The following is a 15,501-nucleotide window of genomic DNA, read 5'->3' on the forward strand; positions in this document are numbered from 1 at the left end:
TTGTGCGGGCCCGGCAAGATTCCCGGCACCCAAAGGCTACCGGAAGGTAACCACGGCTGATTGTATGTGCGGCGCCAGGTCAACCCCCCACACCCTCATGGGAGTTCACGTGTCGCTCGCCGCACTCCGCCGCGCCCCCGGCGCCGCCCTTTCCCTCGCGCTCGCCGTGGCCACGCTGGCGGCGACCGCGCCCGGCGCGACCGCTGCCTCCACGACGGCCACCTCCACGACCGCCGCCGAGGCCCCGCGGCTGAAGGTGCTCACGTACAACGCGTTCCTGTTCTCCAAGTCCCTCTACCCGAACTGGGGCCAGGACCACCGGGCCAAGGCGATCCCCGCCGCCTCCTTCTTCCAGGGGCAGGACGTCGTCGTCCTCCAGGAGGCCTTCGACAACTCCGCCTCGGACGCGCTCAAGGCGAACGCCGCCGCGCAGTACCCGCACCAGACGCCCGTCATGGGCCGCAGCAGGACCGGCTGGGACGCCACCGGGGGCGCCTACTCCGCGACCACGCCCGAGGACGGCGGCGTGACGATCCTCAGCAAGTGGCCGATCGTCCGCAAGGAGCAGTACGTCTACAAGGACGCCTGCGGCGCCGACTGGTACTCGAACAAGGGCTTCGCGTACGCCGTCCTGGACGTGAACGGCAGCCGGGTCCACGTCGTCGGCACCCACGCGCAGTCCACCGACCCGGGCTGCTCGGCGGGTGAGGCGGCGCAGATGCGCAGCCGCCAGTTCAAGGCGATGGACGCCTTCCTCGACGCCAAGAACATCCCGGTGAACGAGCAGGTGATCGTCGCCGGCGACATGAACGTCGACTCGCACACGCCCGAGTACGGCACGATGCTCGCCGACGCGGGCCTGGCGGGGGCCGACGCCCGCACCGGCCACCCGTACTCCTTCGACACCGACCTGAACTCGATCGCCTCCGAGCGCTACCCGGACGACCCGCGCGAGGACCTCGACTACGTCCTCTTCCGGGCCGGGAACGCCCGCCCCGCCGGCTGGACCAACCACGTGATCCTGGAGCAGAGCGCTCCGTGGACGGTCTCCAGCTGGGGCACGCGGTACACGTACACCAACCTCTCCGACCACTACCCGGTCACCGGCTTCTGACCCGGCCCGCGGCGGGCTCGGGTCAGTACCCCCGGCCGCCGAAGAGGCTGTAGAGCCAGGCCCCGAACACTCCGGCGACACAGAGCAGCACGACGAGAGAACCCAGACTCGTGTGCCGCTCCTTACGGGGCCGGCCGGGGCGGGCGGCACGCGCCGCCCGCCCCGGCTTCCCCTGCTTCCCGGACGCTCCCTCGCGACCCGCCCGTCCTGTCCGACCCGCCCGGCCCGACGCGGCCGGAGCCGGCTCGGCGACCGCGGCGACGTCGGCGAGCAGCCGGCGGCAGACCGCCGCGAGCTCCGGTGTCCCGGCCGTCAGGTCCACGACCACCTCGGTCCTGGCCGGGGCGGTGGTCCCCCCGTCGAGGAGCCGCCCCGCGCGCAACAGCGCCTGGTCCTTGCCCCCGGTCGGACCGAGACTGATCCAGCGGCGCACGTGCTCGCCCCGGATCACCACCCCGCCGCCCCGCTCCCGGTAGACGGTGTGCTCCCGCCACAGGATTCCGGCCAATTCGTCGGCCGTCTCCCTGAGTTGCGTGTACATCTGACTCCCCTGTTCCCAGTCCCCCGGTCCGAACAGCCGCAGACTCTAGCCCCCGCCCACCGAACCCCCGAGCACACCCCGGCTCCGCGCCCCTTACGCACCGAAGTCGTACACGCTGACCGGTATCCCCCGGTCCACGAGCCGGCGCACGACCAGGGGCTCGATCCGCTTCCAGGAACCCCCGGCGAGCCCGCAACCGATGCGCGGCATGTGCACGGATGCTCCCAGCTCGGCCGCCCTGTCGGCGAGCAGCCCGAGTGCCGCGTCGATCGCCTCGTACCGCACGGGCACACCGGTGCTCCGTCCTGTGCGCATCCCCCGCTGTCCCACCAGATTGGCCACCCAGACGTACGGCTCGACCTGGACGAGCTGGGCGGCACCGAGGCCGAAGTCGTTCCGTGCCCGCTCGCGGTGCCACCGCCGGTAGGCCGCCTCCGGCTCGCTCCAGCGATGTGAGATCGCCACGACGAAGCCCTTGCCCCAACCGCCGAGGTCGTTGCAGACATGGGCGATGATCTTGACGCCCTTCCCCTGCGGCGAGGTGGCGTCCCCCTTGACGTACGTGATGCCGCTCATGTCGATCACGCTACGCGGCGCCACTGACAGCGCGGCCCCGGCGGCGGGTTCGCCGACGGGGCCACGGCGCGGCGCCTACGGGCGGGTGTAGCGGCGGACGCGGTAGCGGAGGGTCGTCGTGGAGGTGCGCCAGTCGGTGTCCTCGGCGAGGTGCCAGGACGCGTCGAGGGGCGGGGCGTAGGTGTCGCCGGCCACCGGGGCGTCGACCTCCGTCACCGAGAGCGTCGTGGCGTACGGCAGGGCCGCGCGGTAGATCTCGCCGCCGCCGATCACCCAGACCGTGCCGGTCGGCTCCGGCGAGTCGGCCGTGAGCGTCAGGGCCGCGTCGATGGATCCGGCACGTTCCGCGCCCTCGGCCGTCCAGTGCGGGTCACGCGTCACCACGATGTTCCGCCTGCCGGACAGCGGGCGGAAGCGCGCGGGCAGCGAGTCCCAGGTCCTGCGCCCCATGATCACGGGGTGGCCGAGGGTGGTGGCCTTGAAGTGCGCCATGTCCTCGGGCAGGCGCCACGGGATCGCGTTGCCCGCCCCGATCACGCCGTCCGGGGTCTGCGCCCAGATCAGTCCGATGTCCGTGCCGATGTCCGTGCCGCCGCTCATACGGCGACCGGGGCCTTGATGGCCGGGTGGTGCCGGTAGTCCACGACCTCCACGTCCGCGAAGGCGTAGTCGAAGATCGAGTCGGCCTTGTGGAGGCGCAGCTCGGGGAAGTCGAACGGGGTCCGCGAGAGCTGTTCGGTGACCTGCTCGACGTGGTTGTCGTAGATGTGGCAGTCACCGCCGGTCCAGATGAAGTCACCCGGCTCGAGCCCCGTCTGCTGCGCCACCATGTGGGTGAGCAGGGCGTAACTGGCGATGTTGAACGGGACGCCGAGGAACAGGTCCGCGCTGCGCTGGTACAGCTGGCAGGAGAGCTTGCCGTCGGCGACGTAGAACTGGAAGAAGGCGTGGCACGGGGCGAGCGCCATCCGGTCCAGTTCGGCGACGTTCCAGGCGGAGACGATCATCCGGCGGGAGTCCGGGTCCTCGCGCAGGGTGTCGAGGACCTGGCTGATCTGGTCGATGTGCCGGCCGTCGGGGGTGGGCCAGGACCGCCACTGCACGCCGTAGACCGGGCCGAGCTCGCCGTCCGCGTCGGCCCACTCGTCCCAGATGCTGACGCCGTGCTCCCGCAGCCAGCCGACGTTGGAGTCGCCGCGCAGGAACCACAGCAGCTCGTACACGATGGACTTGAGGTGCACCTTCTTGGTGGTGACCAGCGGGAACCCCTGCGAGAGGTCGTAGCGGAGCTGGTGTCCGAAGACGCTCCGGGTCCCCGTTCCCGTCCGGTCGGCCTTGGCCGTCCCGGAGGTGAGCACCAGTTTCAACAGGTCTTCGTACTGTGTATCCGCCACGGAGGTGGAGTTTACTGCCGGCCAGGGGCGCGCCGTACCGTCAGCCGCCGGTGACCGTGGTGCGCGGGGTCTCGTCGACGTGCAGGGCGAAGACGTCGGGACGGGCGTAGTGGCCGGTGGCGTCGAGGTCGAAGCGGGCGCGGGCGAGGTCGTCGAGGTCCAGCTCGGCGGTCAGGATGCCCTCGCCGTCGCGCAGCGGCCCGGCGAGGACCTCGCCCAGCGGGGAGACGATGACGGATCCGCCGCCGATCAGTACGGTGTCGGGCTCGTCGCCCTGGACCGGGTGGAGGTCGGCGGGCAGGGCGTCGCGGCGCAGGTACTGGCCGGCGCCGAGGACGAAGCAGCGGCCTTCGAGGGCGATGTGGCGCATGGTGGCCTGCCAGGCGTCGCGGTCGTCGACGGTCGGCGCGCACCACAGGTCCACGCCCTTGGCGTACATCGCCGTGCGCAGGAGCGGCATGTAGTTCTCCCAGCAGATGGCCGCGCCGAGGCGCGCGGTGCCGGTGTCGATCACGGGGAGGGTGGATCCGTCGCCCTGGCCCCAGAGGTACCGCTCGGCCGCGGTGGGCATGAGTTTGCGGTGCAGACCGAGGTAGCCGTCGGGGCCGAGGAAGAGGGCGACGCAGTACAGCGTGCCGCCCCGGCGCTCGACCGCGCCGATGACGGCGTGGACGCCGAGCTCCCGTGTGACGGTGGCCAGGGTCTCGACCTCGGGGCCCGGGACCTCGATGGCGGCGGCGTGGTAGCGGCGGAAGAGTTCCCGGCCGGCCGGGGTGCGGCTGCCGACCGTGATGCCGAAGTCGAGCCCCTTGGGGTAGCCGCCGATGAACGCCTCGGGAAGGACGACGACCCCGGCCCCCCGGGCCGCGGCCTCGCGGATGAGCTCTTCGGCCCGGGCCACCGCGGCCGGGGTGTCGAACAGCGGGGCGGCCGCCTGGACGACGGCGGCGGTGACGGTACGGCGGTGGGGCCGGGCGGGAGCGCCGGCAGGAGTCGCAGTCATGCGTCGACGCTAGGAACCTCGACCCCCATCCGGCAAACTGATTCTCACGATGATCGACATCTATGAAACCGAATTCCGGAAGGCCGACCTCAACCTGTTGGTCGTCTTCGCCGCCCTGATGCGCGAGCGCAGCGTCACCAGGGCCGCCGCCGCCCTGCATCTGAGCCAGGGCGCCACCAGCGCCGCCCTCGGCCGCCTGCGCGGACTCTTCGACGACGAGCTGTTCACCCGTACCCGCGCCGGCGTCGAGCCCACGCCGCGCGCCGTGGCGCTGGCCCGCCGCATCGAGCCCGCGCTCGGGCTCATCCACGGAGCGGTGACCGACCGGGACCGCTTCGACCCGGTCACCGCCCGGCGCGCCTTCACCCTCGGCATGTCCGACGACCTGGAGGCGGCGCTGATGCCGCGCCTGCTGAACGCCACGGCCGGGCTGCCCGGCGTCCGGCTCGCCGTACGGCAGGCCAGCCGCAACACCGTCGCCGACATGATCGACCGGGGCGAGGTCGACCTCGGCGTGGCCGCCGCCCCGGCGCACCGCGCCGACCACCGCCGCCAGGACCTGTTCACCTCCGGCTACACGTGTCTGTTCGACGCCCGTCTCCTGCCGCTCCGGGTTCCCCTCTCCCTCGACGACTTCCTGGCCCATCCGCATCTGCTGATCTCCTACGACGGCCGGCGCGGCGTGGTCGACGACGTCCTGGAGGCACGCGGGCTCGACCGCCGGGTGATCGCCTCGACCACCCACTTCGCCGGGGCCGCCCTCCAGCTCGCGGCCCTGCCCGCCCTGGCGACCGTCCCCACCCACGCGGCCACCGTCTACGCCGGCCTGCTGGGCCTGACCGCCGCCGAGCCGCCGCTGGCGATGCCCACGTACACCGTCAGCGCGATCTGGCACGGAAGCCTCACCGACGACCCCGCCCACGTGTGGCTCCGCGGGCTCGTCGACGACACGGCGCGCGCGGAGCGCTGAAGCGGGGCCGACCGGGCCGGTGCTCTTTTACACCGATGGTGAGACAGCAATACTGTTCAAGCGACCCGGACCGGCGGGTCGACCGGCAGGGGAAGTGAGGGCACCTCGGATGGACGTCGGGAGCGGCGGGGGCGGGACGGACGCGCGGGGTGAGCACGTGCCGGAGCCTGATGGCGTGCGGGGCGACGACGTGCCGGGTGGGCGCGTGCCCCGTGAGGACGTGCCGGGCGAGCAGGCTCCCGGTGACGACCTGCCGAGTTATACCGTCGACGAGCTCGCCGCGCGGGCCGGGGTCACCGTGCGGACCGTGCGGTTCTACGGGACCCGGGGACTGCTCCCGCCGCCCGTCATCGGGCCGCGCCGGGTCGGGCACTACGGCCCGGGGCATCTGTCGCGGCTCGCGCTCATCGAGGAGCTCCAGCGGCAGGGCATGACCCTCGCGGCGATCGAACGGTACGTGGAGCAGCTGCCGCCCGACCTCAGCGCCCAGGACCTCGCCATCCACCGGGCCCTCGTGGCCTCCTGGGCCCCGGAGTCCGCCGAGGCCATCACCCGGCGCGACCTGGAACGGCGCGCCGGGCGGGCGCTCACGGAGCGGGACGTCGACCGGCTGGCCGCGATGGGCGTCCTCGACCGGACCGACGACGCCGACACCTTCCGGCTCGACGGCGCGCTGCTGCGGCTCGGCGTGGAGCTGCTCGACGTGCCGATCGAGCACGAGACGATCCTCGCCTCCCGGACCGTGCTCCTGGAGCACGCGCGCCTGGCCGCCCAGGAGCTGTCCCGGCTGTTCCAGGAGCGGGTGTGGAGCCCGTACCGGGAGAGCGGGGAGGACCCGGACCACCTGAGCGCCATGCGGTCGCTCTCGGCCCATATGCAGCCGATCGTGGTCCAGGCCCTCGTCACGGCCTTCCAGCGCTCATTGAGCGAGGAGTTGCGGACCGCGTTCAGGAGTCGCTGAACACCTCGCCGCGCTCGGCCTTCGCCACCAGGAGGGCGGGCGGGGCGAACCGCTCGCCGTACGTCTCCGCCAGCTCGCGCGCGCGGGCCGTGAAGCCGGCGACACCGCCCTCGTAACCGTTGACGTACTGGAGGACGCCGCCGGTCCAGGCCGGGAAGCCGATGCCCATGATGGAGCCGATGTTGGCGTCGGCGACCGAGGTCAGGACGCCTTCCTCCAGGAGCCGGACGGTGTCCAGGGCCTCGGCGAAGAGCATCCGCTCCTGCATGTCGCGGAAGGGGATCTCGTATCCCGGCTTGGTGAAGTGCTCGCGCAGGCCCGGCCACAGCTTGCCGCGCTTGCCGTCCTCGCCGTACTCGTAGAAGCCCGCGCCGCCGCTGCGGCCGGGGCGGCCGAACTCGTCGACCATGCGGTCGATCACGGCCTCGCCCGGGTGCGTGACCCAGGTGCCGCCCGCCTCCTCGACCGCGCGCTTCGTCTCGTTGCGGATCTTGCGGGGCAGGGTGAGGGTCAGTTCGTCCATCAGGGAGAGGACCTTGGCGGGGTAGCCGGCCTGGGCGGCGGCCTGCTCGATCGAGGCGGGCTCGATGCCCTCGCCGAGCATGGCGACGCCCTCGTTGATGAAGTGGCCGATGACCCGCGAGGTGAAGAAGCCGCGCGAGTCGTTGACGACGATCGGCGTCTTGTTGATCTGCCGGACCAGGTCGAACGCGCGGGCCAGGGCCTCGTCGCCGGTCCGCTCGCCCTTGATGATCTCGACGAGCGGCATCTTGTCGACGGGCGAGAAGAAGTGCAGGCCGATGAAGTCGGCCTGGCGCTCCACGCCCTCGGCGAGGACGGAGATCGGCAGGGTGGAGGTGTTGGAGCAGAGCAGCGCGTCGGGTTCGACGACGGCCTGGATCTCCTGGAAGACCTTGTGCTTGAGGGCGGTGTCCTCGAAGACCGCCTCGATGACGGCGTCGCAGCCCGCCAGGTCCCGGACCTCGGAGGTCGGGGTGATGCGGGCCAGGAGCGCGTCGGCCTTCGCCTGGGTGGTGCGGCCACGGGAGACGGCCTTGGCGCAGAGCGCCTCGGAGTAGGCCTTGCCCTTGGCGGCGGACTCCGCGGAGACGTCCTTGAGGACGACCTCGATGCCGGCGCGGGCACAGGAGTACGCGATGCCGGCGCCCATCATGCCGGCGCCGAGGACGGCGACCTTGCGGACCGGGCGGGCGTCGATGCCCTTGGGGCGGCTGGCACCGGAGTTGACGGCCTGGAGGTCGAAGAAGAACGCCTGGATCATGTTCTTCGCCGTCCGGCCGACGACCAGCTCGGTGAAGTAGCGGGACTCGATGGTGGCCGCGGTCTCGAAGTCGACCTGGGAGCCCTCGACGGCGGCGGCCATGATGGCGCGCGGCGCCGGGTAGGGCGCGCCGTTGAGCTGCTTGCGCAGGTTGGCCGGGAAGGCCGGCAGGTTGGCGGCGAACCTGGGGTTCGACGGGGTTCCGCCCGGGATCTTGTGGCCGGGCGTGTCCCAGGGCTGGCGGGACTCGGGGTGCGCGTCGATGAAGGCGATGGCCTTGTCCATCATCTCCTCGGGGGTGGCGGCCACCTCGTGGACGAGGCCGTTGTCCAGGGCTCGCTTCGGGGTGTACTGGGTGCCCTGGAGCAGCACCTTGAGCAGGGCGTCGGTGATGCCCATGAGGCGTACGGTACGGGCGATGCCGCCGCCGCCCGGCAGCAGCCCGAGGGTGACCTCGGGCAGGCCGATCTTGGAGCCGGGCGCGTCGAGCGCGACGCGGTGGTGGGAGGCGAGCGCGATCTCGTAACCGCCGCCGAGCGCGGCGCCGTTGATCGCGGCGACGACCGGCTTGCCGAGGGTCTCGATGCGGCGCAGCGCCTTCTTCATCTCCATGGCGGCGTCGAAGATGGACTCGGCGTGCTCGGGGCCCGCCTTGACCATGTCCTTGAGGTCGCCGCCGGCGAAGAAGGTCTTCTTGGCGGAGGTGTAGATGACGCCGCGGACGGAGTCCTTCTCGGCCTCCAGGCGGTCGGCCACGGCGGTGATGGAGGCCCGGAAGGCCTGGTTCATGGTGTTGGCGGACTGGTCGGGGTCGTCCAGGACGAGGGTGACGATCCCGGTCGCGTCCTGCTCCCAGCGGATGGTGGTGCGCTCGCTCATGACTGATGCTTCTCCGTTTGAGGGGTTCGGACGGGACGGTCAGACGCGCTCGACGACGGTGGCGATGCCCATGCCGCCGCCCACGCAGAGGGTGGCCAGGCCGTAGCGCTTGTCCTGCCGCTCCAGCTCGTCGACGAGGGTGCCCAGGATCATCGCGCCGGTGGCGCCGAGCGGGTGGCCGAGCGCGATGGCTCCGCCGTTGACGTTGACCTTGTCCAGGGAGATCCCCATGTCCTTCACGAAGCGCAGGACGACGGCCGCGAAGGCCTCGTTGATCTCGATCAGGTCGATGTCGTCGATGGTGAGGCCGGCCTTGGCGAGCGCCTTGCGGGTCGCCGGGGCGGGGCCGGTGAGCATGATCGTCGGCTCGGAGCCGGAGACGGCGGCCGAGACGATCCGGGCGCGCGGGGCCAGCCCGTTCCGCTCGCCGGCCTCCTTGGAGCCGATGGCGACGAGGGAGGCGCCGTCGACGATGCCCGAGGAGTTTCCGGCGTGGTGGACGTGGTCGATCTCCTCGACCCAGTGGTACTTCTGCAGCGCGACCGCGTCGAAGCCGCCGAGTTCGCCGATGTCGGCGAAGGAGGGCTTGAGCCGGGCGAGGGAGTCGGCGGTGGTGCCGGGGCGCAGGTGCTCGTCGTGGTCGAGGACGGTGAGGCCCGCGCGGTCCTTGACGGGCACGATCGAGCGGGCGAAGCGGCCGTCCTTGACGGCGGCGGCGGCGCGCTCCTGGGAGAGGGCGGCGTACTCGTCGACGTCGCGGCGGGTGAAGCCCTCGATGGTGGCGATGAGGTCGGCGCCGATGCCCTGCGGCACGAAGTTGGTGTCGAGGTTCGTCATCGGGTCGGCGAACCAGGCGCCGCCGTCGGAGGCCATCGGCACGCGGGACATGGACTCGACGCCGCCGGCGAGGACGAGGTCCTCCCAGCCGGAGCGGACCTTCATCGCGGCCATGTTGACCGCTTCGAGGCCGGAGGCGCAGAAGCGGTTCTCCTGGACGCCGGCGACGGTGTCGGGGAGTCCGGCGGCGATGGCCGCGATGCGGGCGATGTCGGAGCCCTGGTCGCCGACCGGGCCGACGACGCCGAGGACGATGTCGTCGATCGCGGCCGGGTCGAGCCCGGGGTTGCGGGTCTGGATCTCCCGGATGAGGCCGACGACCAGGTCGATGGGCTTGGTGCCGTGCAGGGAGCCGTTGGCCTTGCCGCGTCCGCGCGGGGTGCGGATCGCGTCGTACACGTACGCTTCGGTGCTCACGGGAAGCCTTTCACGAGGGGTGAGGGTGGTGTTCGTGGAGCGGCGGGAGGTCAGCCGAGGAGGGATCGGCCGATGATCTCCTTCATGATCTCGGTGGTACCGCCGTAAATGGTCTGGATCCGGCCGTCCGTGTAGGCGCGGGCGACCGGGAATTCGCTCATGTAGCCGTATCCGCCGTGCAGTTGCAGGCACCGGTCGGCGACCCGCTTCTGGAGTTCGGTCGCCCACCACTTGGCCATGGAGGCGTGGACGGCGTCGAGTCCCCCCTCGTGGTGCTCGGCGATGCAGCGGTCGACGAAGGTGCGGGTGACGGCGCACTCGGTGGCCATCTCCGCGATCTCGAAGCGGATGTGCTGGAGCCGGGCCAGGGGCCGGCCGAAGGCCTCCCGCTCCTTGACGTACCGGGTGGTGATCTCCAGGAGGTGCTCGGCGCCCGCGATGCCGGCGACGGCGATGGCGAGGCGTTCCTGGGCCAGGTTCGTCATGAGGTGGACGAACGCGCCGTTGAGCTCGCCGAGCAGGTTCTCCTTGGGGACCCGGACGTCCGTGAAGAACAGCTCGGCGGTGTCCTGGGACTTCTGGCCGATCTTGTCCAGGTTCCGGCCGCGCTCGAAGCCCTCGGCACCGCGCTCGACGACGAGGAGGGAGAGGCCGTGCGCGCCGCCCTCGGGGGTGGTGCGGGCGACGACGACCACGAGGTCGGCGAGGATGCCGTTGGAGATGAAGGTCTTGGAGCCGTTGAGGATCCAGTGGTCGCCGTGGTCCTCCGCGGTGGTGCGGATGCCCTGGAGGTCCGAGCCCGCGCCGGGCTCGGTCATGGCGATGGCGGTGACGATCTCGCCGGAACAGAATCCGGGCAGCCAGCGCCGTTTCTGCTCCTCGGTGCCGAGCGAGGTCAGGTAGGGGCCGATGATGTCGTTGTGCAGGCCGATGGCGAGCCCGGGGGCGCCGGCCCGGGTGAACTCCTCGGCGAGGACGGCGCCGTAGCGGAAGTCGGGGTTGCCGCCGCCTCCGTACTCCTCGTCGACGGCGAGGCCGAGGAGCCCCTGCCGTCCGGCCGCGAGCCAGACCTCGCGGGAGACGATGCCGTCCTTCTCCCACTGCTCGTAGTGGGGCAGCACCTCCTTCTCCAGGAAGGTGCGGACGGTGGACCGGAAGGCCTCGTGGTCGGCGGTGTAGAGCTGACGCTTCATGCTTCGGTCTCCTGGGTCTTCTTCTGGCTCTCTAGAGCGGGTACGGCCCAGTCACGGGCGACGGCCTCGGTGTCGGCGCCGGGCAGGGCGGGGCCCGTCCGCAGGGTGCCGGGGGTGACGGAGAAGCGGGGGGCGGGGGCCGGCTGGGCGATCCCGTCCCGCTCGGTGAAGGTGGCCCGGGCGGCGAGATGCGGATGGGCGGGGGCCTCGCGCAGGGAGAGGACGGGCGCGACGCAGGCGTCGCTGCCGTCGAAGACGGCGGTCCACTCCTCACGGGTACGGCTCCGGAAACGGGCGGCGACGGCCTCGCGCAGCTCGGGCCAGCGGGTGAGGTCACGGCGGGCGGGGGCGGCCTCCTCGACGCCGAGGAGCCGGACGAACTCCGCGTAGAACTGCTCCTCCAGGGCCCCGACCGCCATGTGGCCGCCGTCGGAGGTCTCGTACACGCCGTAGAACGGGCAGCCGCCGTCGAGGAGGTTGACGCCCCGCCGGTCCTGCCAGCCGCCGGCCGCGAGCATGCCGTGGATCATGGTGGTGAGGTGCGCCGTGCCGTCGACGATGGCGGCGTCGACGACCTGGCCCTCGCCGTGCGCGCGGGCGTGCTGGAGGGCGGCGAGGACGCCGATGACGAGGTAGAGGGAGCCGCCCGCGTAGTCGCCGACGAGATTGGCGGGGACGGTGGGCGGGCCGTCCGGGGCGGGGCCGATCATGCCGAGCGCGCCGGTGATCGCGATGTAGCCGATGTCGTGCCCCGCGGTCGCGGCGAGCGGACCGTCCTGGCCCCATCCCGTCATCCGTCCGTAGACGAGGCGCGGGTTGCGGGCCAGGCAGGCGTCGGGGCCGACGCCGAGGCGCTCGGCGACGCCGGGCCGGTAGCCCTCGATCAGGATGTCGGCCCGCTCGACCAGGTCGAGGACGGTGGCCGGGCCGTCGTCGGCCTTGAGGTCGACGAGGACCGAGCGCTTGTTGCGGTTGGTGAGGTCGCGGGCCGGGTCGATGCCGAGGCCGGGACCGCCGGGGCGGTCGACGCGGACGACGTCGGCGCCGAGGTCGGCCAGGAGCATCGCGGCGAACGGACCGGGGCCGATGCCGGCGAGTTCGACCACGCGTACCCCGGTGAGCGGGCCGTTCCCGGCGGTGTGCGTCGTGCTCATCGAGCCCCCAGGCGTGTGTGACACCAATGATGTAACACCGGAGATGCTAGGAACGTGTTCCACTCGGCACAAGCCCCCCGGCCGAGCAAGCGCTTGGAAATTACGTCCGCCGGGGCGGGGGCCGGGGTCCGGCGGGGACCCGCTATCCTCCGCCGACGACGACAACCGCGCGCGGCGGCGCGGTACGGCCGAAATGAGGGGCTGGATGGAGACAGGGGCGGGCGTGGGGCGCGAGGACGGGGCCGGAAGGGGCGGCGGGGCGCCCTCCGAGGCCGGGGGCGGAAGGGATGCCGAGGCCGGAGCGGACGCCCCGGCGCGCGTGGGGTCCGGGGCCGGTGCGGCCCCGGAGTTCGGGACCGGCGCGGACCGGTCCGATCGCGGGGCCAGGCCGTACGACGTGGCCCTGTTCGGCGCGACCGGGTTCGTGGGCGAGCTCACCGCCGCCTACCTGGCCGAGCACGCCCCCGCGGAGTGCCGCTGGGCGCTCGCGGGCCGCAACCGTGCCGGGCTGGCCGCCCTGCGCGAGCGGCTCGCCGCCCGGTGGCCGCACTGCGCCGACCTCCCGCTCGTCGTCGCCGACGCCGCCGACCCCCTCTCCCTGCGCGAACTCGCCGAGTCCACCCGGGTGGTGGCGACCACCGTCGGCCCCTACGTCTGGTACGGCGACGGGCTCGTCGCCGCCTGCGCGGAGGCCGGCACCGACTGTCTGGACCTCACCGGCGAGGCCGAGTTCGTCGACCTGACGTACGTACGGCACGACGCGCGCGCCCGGGAGACCGGCGCCCGGATCGTGCACGCCTGCGGGTTCGACTCCGTCCCGCACGACCTGGGCGTGCACTTCACCGTCCAGCAGCTCCCGGAGGGCGTACCGCTCCGCGTCGACGGCTTCGTCCGGGCCGGGGCGGCCTTCTCCGGGGGTACGTTCGCGTCCGCGCTGACCGCGCTCGGCCGGGGCCGGGAGATCCTCCGGGCCGCACGCGAACGGCGCCTGTACGAACCGCGATTGGTGGGGCGCCGGGCGCGGGCTCCGCTGGGCGGACCGCGCTTCAGCCCGGAGACCGGGACCTGGGCGCTGCCGCTGCCGACGCTCGACCCGCGGGTGGTGGCGCGTTCGGCCGCGGCGCTCGACCGGTACGGGCCGGACTTCCGCTACCGGCACTACGCCTCCGTGAAGACGCTCCCGATGGCACTCGGGGGCGCCGCGGCGGTCGGCGCGAGTGTCGCCGCGGCCCAACTACCGCCGGTGCGGAACTGGCTGATGGAGCGTTACCAGACCGGTCAAGGGCCGTCGACCGAGCGGCGCGCCCGCAGCTGGTTCTCGGTGCGCTTCGTCGGCGAGGGCGGTGGGCGCCGGGTCTTCACCGAGGTGTCGGGCGGCGATCCGGGATACGACGAGACGGCGAAGATGCTCGCCGAGTCGGCCCTCTGCCTCGCCTTCGACCCGCTCCCGAAGACGGCGGGCCAGGTGACGACAGCGGTGGCGATGGGCGACGCGCTCACCGCCCGGCTGCGGGCGGCGGGAATCCGCTTCCGGGTGGCGCACCGCGGCTGAGCGACGGGGGCACGGGAGGGATCAGAGCCGTACGAGGCGGAACGGGTGCCCGGCCGGGTCGGCGTAGACGCGCCAGGCCGGGTCACCGCCCCCGGCGTCGAGCCCTCCGTCGCCGAGCGGTACGGCCCCGAGGGCGAGGACGGCCTCGTGTGCCGCGTCCAGGTCGTCGACCCACACGTCGAGGTGGAACTGCTGCTCCGGCGCACCCCAGACGGGCGGCCGGTGGTCGGCCACGCCCTGGAAGACGAGGGCCTGCCCGCCGTCGCCGCGCAACACGGCGGAGCCCTCGCCGACGGCCCACCGGGGATCGGGGCTCACCACCTCGCCGCCGACCAACCGCCGGTAGAACTCGGCGAGTTCCCCGGCGTCCGGGCAGTCGATGACGAGGCATCGGAGCCGCCCGATCACGCCAGGATCCAGACGCCGAGGACGTACAGCATGGCGCAGACCCAGGCCAGGGCGACAAGGCCGGCACCGGCGAGAACCAGGTTCAGGCCGCGCCCGGCGGAACGCGGCGGAGCGGAGAGCGGTGTCGTCATGGGCACCACTCTTCCGGGCGGGGGCACGGCCCGGTATCCGTACACGTACTCAGCTCGTCGTTCGGCGGTCGGCGTCGGCCACCCCGTGCTCACCGCTTCCTGAAGTACTCGACCAGACGCGCGTAGCTGTCGTCGGCGTGGCCGTCCTCCAGGGCCTTGTTCACGAGGCCGATGGTGTAGCCGGGGAACTCGACGTCGATGTTCCGCGCGCCGCTCTCGCGGACCAGGTCCTCGACCGAGGGCAGGTGGTGCTGGAGTGCTCCGTACGGCGTCGCGGACGCGCCGCGGTCGACCCCGTCGGCGATCATCGGCGATCATCGGCGATCATCGGCAAGGATCCCAGAAGCGCGGCGACGGACGGACCGGCGTCGGCCGGGAAGCGTTCCGCCCCGATGCCCTCGCTGGACAGGAGGGCCGCCGCGTGCAGGAATCCGTTGAGCGCGCCCCACATGGTGCCGTGCACGGCCATTCCGTACAGGGCCGGGACGCCGGCGTCGGCCGAGATCGGCGTTCCCCGGCCGCCGATGAGCCGCAGCGTGGGGCCGAAGCGGGCGAACACGGCGTCGGAACCGCCGTAGAAGACCACCGTCTCCACTCCTCCGATGCCCGGAGCGATCGTCATGATCTGCCCGTGGAGATACCGCGCGCCCTGGTCGCCGACCCACTCGGCCACGGCCCTGGCGTCCCCGGACGTCCCGTCCGTGAGGTTGGGCACGGAGCGGCCGGCCAGCGCGTCGCCCGCCGATTCCAGCACCGCGCGGGCCGTCGCGTTGCCCTTCACGCTGACGACCACGAGAGGACTCGCGGCGACGGCGCCGCGGACGGTCGCGGGCCGCTCGGCCCCCTGGCGACCAGGGGATCGACCTTCTCGGGCGTACGGTTCCACACGGTGGTCGGGTGCCCGCCCTGCAGGAAGGCGCCGCGAGGGCGAAGCTCATCTCGCCCGCGCCGATCACGGTCACGGCCGGCTGGGCATCGGTCCGTTCCGAGCGGTGTTCATCGACGTCACTCTCTCCTTGGTCGCCGTGGTCCGGCCCCTCCAGGGCCGCCACCGGTGCCGCGCGAAACGTCACGCCAGAACCTGAAGCG

Annotated in this window: 17 protein-coding genes; 4 read left to right on the forward strand and 13 right to left on the reverse strand. The window is 72.5% G+C overall.

Going from position 1 to position 15,501, the window contains the following annotated elements; translation table 11 throughout:
- The first annotated feature begins 64 nt into the window (after positions 1 to 64).
- Positions 65 to 1,114 (forward strand): sphingomyelin phosphodiesterase, encoded by a 1,050-nt coding sequence (gene sph / locus ACFWUY_RS08240; protein ID WP_384103541.1) that lies wholly within the window; start codon positions 65 to 67, stop codon positions 1,112 to 1,114.
- Between the two features lie 22 nt (positions 1,115 to 1,136).
- Here the strand turns inward: sph and ACFWUY_RS08245 are convergent, their stop codons facing one another.
- From ACFWUY_RS08245 to ACFWUY_RS08265, 5 genes are all read right to left on the reverse strand, one after another.
- Positions 1,137 to 1,655 carry a hypothetical protein gene (locus tag ACFWUY_RS08245; RefSeq protein WP_384103544.1) on the reverse strand — a complete coding sequence of 173 codons (519 nt, stop codon included), beginning with the start codon at positions 1,653 to 1,655 and terminating at the stop codon, positions 1,137 to 1,139.
- 93 nt (positions 1,656 to 1,748) lie between these two features.
- Positions 1,749 to 2,231 (reverse strand): macro domain-containing protein, encoded by a 483-nt coding sequence (locus ACFWUY_RS08250; protein ID WP_384103551.1) that lies wholly within the window; start codon positions 2,229 to 2,231, stop codon positions 1,749 to 1,751.
- A gap of 75 nt (positions 2,232 to 2,306) precedes the next feature.
- A complete protein-coding gene (locus ACFWUY_RS08255) occupies positions 2,307 to 2,831 on the reverse strand; it encodes a dihydrofolate reductase (protein WP_384103557.1) in 525 nt (174 codons plus the stop codon).
- On the reverse strand, positions 2,828 to 3,625 hold the full coding sequence (locus ACFWUY_RS08260) for a thymidylate synthase (RefSeq protein ID WP_384103562.1): 798 nt from the start codon (positions 3,623 to 3,625) through the stop codon (positions 2,828 to 2,830). The genes ACFWUY_RS08255 and ACFWUY_RS08260 overlap by 4 nt, the downstream gene beginning before the upstream one ends.
- 40 nt (positions 3,626 to 3,665) lie before the next feature.
- Positions 3,666 to 4,628: a nitrilase-related carbon-nitrogen hydrolase gene (locus tag ACFWUY_RS08265; RefSeq protein WP_384103567.1), complete on the reverse strand. Its 963-nt coding sequence runs from the start codon at positions 4,626 to 4,628 to the stop codon at positions 3,666 to 3,668.
- Positions 4,629 to 4,677: 49 nt separating this feature from the next.
- Between ACFWUY_RS08265 and ACFWUY_RS08270 the strand changes: the two genes are divergently transcribed.
- Both ACFWUY_RS08270 and ACFWUY_RS08275 read left to right on the forward strand, forming a co-directional pair.
- Positions 4,678 to 5,598, forward strand: a complete 921-nt coding sequence (locus ACFWUY_RS08270) for a LysR family transcriptional regulator (protein ID WP_384103572.1) — start codon at positions 4,678 to 4,680, stop codon at positions 5,596 to 5,598.
- 157 nt (positions 5,599 to 5,755) lie between these two features.
- On the forward strand, positions 5,756 to 6,559 hold the full coding sequence (locus tag ACFWUY_RS08275; RefSeq protein ID WP_384103575.1) for a MerR family transcriptional regulator: 804 nt from the start codon (positions 5,756 to 5,758) through the stop codon (positions 6,557 to 6,559).
- Here ACFWUY_RS08275 and ACFWUY_RS08280 read toward each other — a convergent pair.
- From ACFWUY_RS08280 to ACFWUY_RS08295, 4 genes are read right to left on the reverse strand one after another with little or no spacing between them, the layout of a single operon-like run.
- Positions 6,546 to 8,720 carry a 3-hydroxyacyl-CoA dehydrogenase NAD-binding domain-containing protein gene (locus ACFWUY_RS08280; protein WP_384103578.1) on the reverse strand — a complete coding sequence of 725 codons (2,175 nt, stop codon included), beginning with the start codon at positions 8,718 to 8,720 and terminating at the stop codon, positions 6,546 to 6,548. The two genes, ACFWUY_RS08275 and ACFWUY_RS08280, sit on opposite strands and share 14 nt — an antisense overlap.
- Positions 8,721 to 8,759: 39 nt before the next feature.
- Positions 8,760 to 9,974 carry an acetyl-CoA C-acetyltransferase gene (locus ACFWUY_RS08285; RefSeq protein WP_384103583.1) on the reverse strand — a complete coding sequence of 405 codons (1,215 nt, stop codon included), beginning with the start codon at positions 9,972 to 9,974 and terminating at the stop codon, positions 8,760 to 8,762.
- Positions 9,975 to 10,024: 50 nt separating this feature from the next.
- A complete protein-coding gene (locus ACFWUY_RS08290; protein ID WP_384103586.1) occupies positions 10,025 to 11,167 on the reverse strand; it encodes an acyl-CoA dehydrogenase family protein in 1,143 nt (380 codons plus the stop codon).
- The gene (locus tag ACFWUY_RS08295; protein WP_384103590.1) at positions 11,164 to 12,321 is read right to left on the reverse strand and encodes a CaiB/BaiF CoA transferase family protein; all 1,158 of its coding nucleotides are present in this window, start codon (positions 12,319 to 12,321) and stop codon (positions 11,164 to 11,166) included. The genes ACFWUY_RS08290 and ACFWUY_RS08295 overlap by 4 nt, the downstream gene beginning before the upstream one ends.
- A 205-nt stretch (positions 12,322 to 12,526) precedes the next feature.
- On the opposite strand from ACFWUY_RS08295, the gene ACFWUY_RS08300 reads away from it, so the two are divergent.
- Positions 12,527 to 13,873 carry a saccharopine dehydrogenase family protein gene (locus ACFWUY_RS08300; protein ID WP_384103594.1) on the forward strand — a complete coding sequence of 449 codons (1,347 nt, stop codon included), beginning with the start codon at positions 12,527 to 12,529 and terminating at the stop codon, positions 13,871 to 13,873.
- Between the two features lie 21 nt (positions 13,874 to 13,894).
- On the opposite strand, the gene ACFWUY_RS08305 is transcribed toward ACFWUY_RS08300, so the two are convergent.
- The 4 genes from ACFWUY_RS08305 to ACFWUY_RS08320 form a co-directional block, all read right to left on the reverse strand.
- Positions 13,895 to 14,281: a VOC family protein gene (locus ACFWUY_RS08305; RefSeq protein WP_384103597.1), complete on the reverse strand. Its 387-nt coding sequence runs from the start codon at positions 14,279 to 14,281 to the stop codon at positions 13,895 to 13,897.
- Positions 14,278 to 14,412: a morphogenic membrane protein MmpA gene (gene mmpA / locus ACFWUY_RS08310; RefSeq protein WP_384103601.1), complete on the reverse strand. Its 135-nt coding sequence runs from the start codon at positions 14,410 to 14,412 to the stop codon at positions 14,278 to 14,280. The genes ACFWUY_RS08305 and mmpA overlap by 4 nt, the downstream gene beginning before the upstream one ends.
- A gap of 89 nt (positions 14,413 to 14,501) precedes the next feature.
- Positions 14,502 to 14,720 (reverse strand): hypothetical protein, encoded by a 219-nt coding sequence (locus ACFWUY_RS08315; RefSeq protein ID WP_384103604.1) that lies wholly within the window; start codon positions 14,718 to 14,720, stop codon positions 14,502 to 14,504.
- A complete protein-coding gene (locus tag ACFWUY_RS08320; RefSeq protein ID WP_384103607.1) occupies positions 14,717 to 15,205 on the reverse strand; it encodes a hypothetical protein in 489 nt (162 codons plus the stop codon). Before ACFWUY_RS08320 ends, ACFWUY_RS08315 begins: the two co-directional genes overlap by 4 nt.
- Between the last annotated feature and the right edge of the window lie 296 nt (positions 15,206 to 15,501).

The sequence above is a fragment of the Streptomyces sp. NPDC058664 genome (genome assembly GCF_042716635.1).
GTDB lineage: Bacteria > Actinomycetota > Actinomycetes > Streptomycetales > Streptomycetaceae > Streptomyces.

Bases quoted from the DNA above. Each gene is read 5' to 3' on its own strand.
- ACFWUY_RS08250 (WP_384103551.1), bottom strand. From the start codon at position 2,231: ATGAGCGGCATCACGTACGTCAAGGGGGACGCCACCTCGCCGCAGGGG.
- ACFWUY_RS08290 (WP_384103586.1), bottom strand. From the start codon at position 11,167: ATGAAGCGTCAGCTCTACACCGCCGACCACGAGGCCTTCCGGTCCACC.
- ACFWUY_RS08270 (WP_384103572.1), top strand. From the start codon at position 4,678: ATGATCGACATCTATGAAACCGAATTCCGGAAGGCCGACCTCAACCTG.
- mmpA (WP_384103601.1), bottom strand. From the start codon at position 14,412: ATGACGACACCGCTCTCCGCTCCGCCGCGTTCCGCCGGGCGCGGCCTG.
- ACFWUY_RS08265 (WP_384103567.1), bottom strand. From the start codon at position 4,628: ATGACTGCGACTCCTGCCGGCGCTCCCGCCCGGCCCCACCGCCGTACC.
- ACFWUY_RS08280 (WP_384103578.1), bottom strand. From the start codon at position 8,720: ATGAGCGAGCGCACCACCATCCGCTGGGAGCAGGACGCGACCGGGATC.
- ACFWUY_RS08300 (WP_384103594.1), top strand. From the start codon at position 12,527: ATGGAGACAGGGGCGGGCGTGGGGCGCGAGGACGGGGCCGGAAGGGGC.
- ACFWUY_RS08245 (WP_384103544.1), bottom strand. From the start codon at position 1,655: ATGTACACGCAACTCAGGGAGACGGCCGACGAATTGGCCGGAATCCTG.
- ACFWUY_RS08255 (WP_384103557.1), bottom strand. From the start codon at position 2,831: ATGAGCGGCGGCACGGACATCGGCACGGACATCGGACTGATCTGGGCG.
- sph (WP_384103541.1), top strand. From the start codon at position 65: ATGTGCGGCGCCAGGTCAACCCCCCACACCCTCATGGGAGTTCACGTG.
- ACFWUY_RS08295 (WP_384103590.1), bottom strand. From the start codon at position 12,321: ATGAGCACGACGCACACCGCCGGGAACGGCCCGCTCACCGGGGTACGC.
- ACFWUY_RS08315 (WP_384103604.1), bottom strand. From the start codon at position 14,720: ATGATCGCCGACGGGGTCGACCGCGGCGCGTCCGCGACGCCGTACGGA.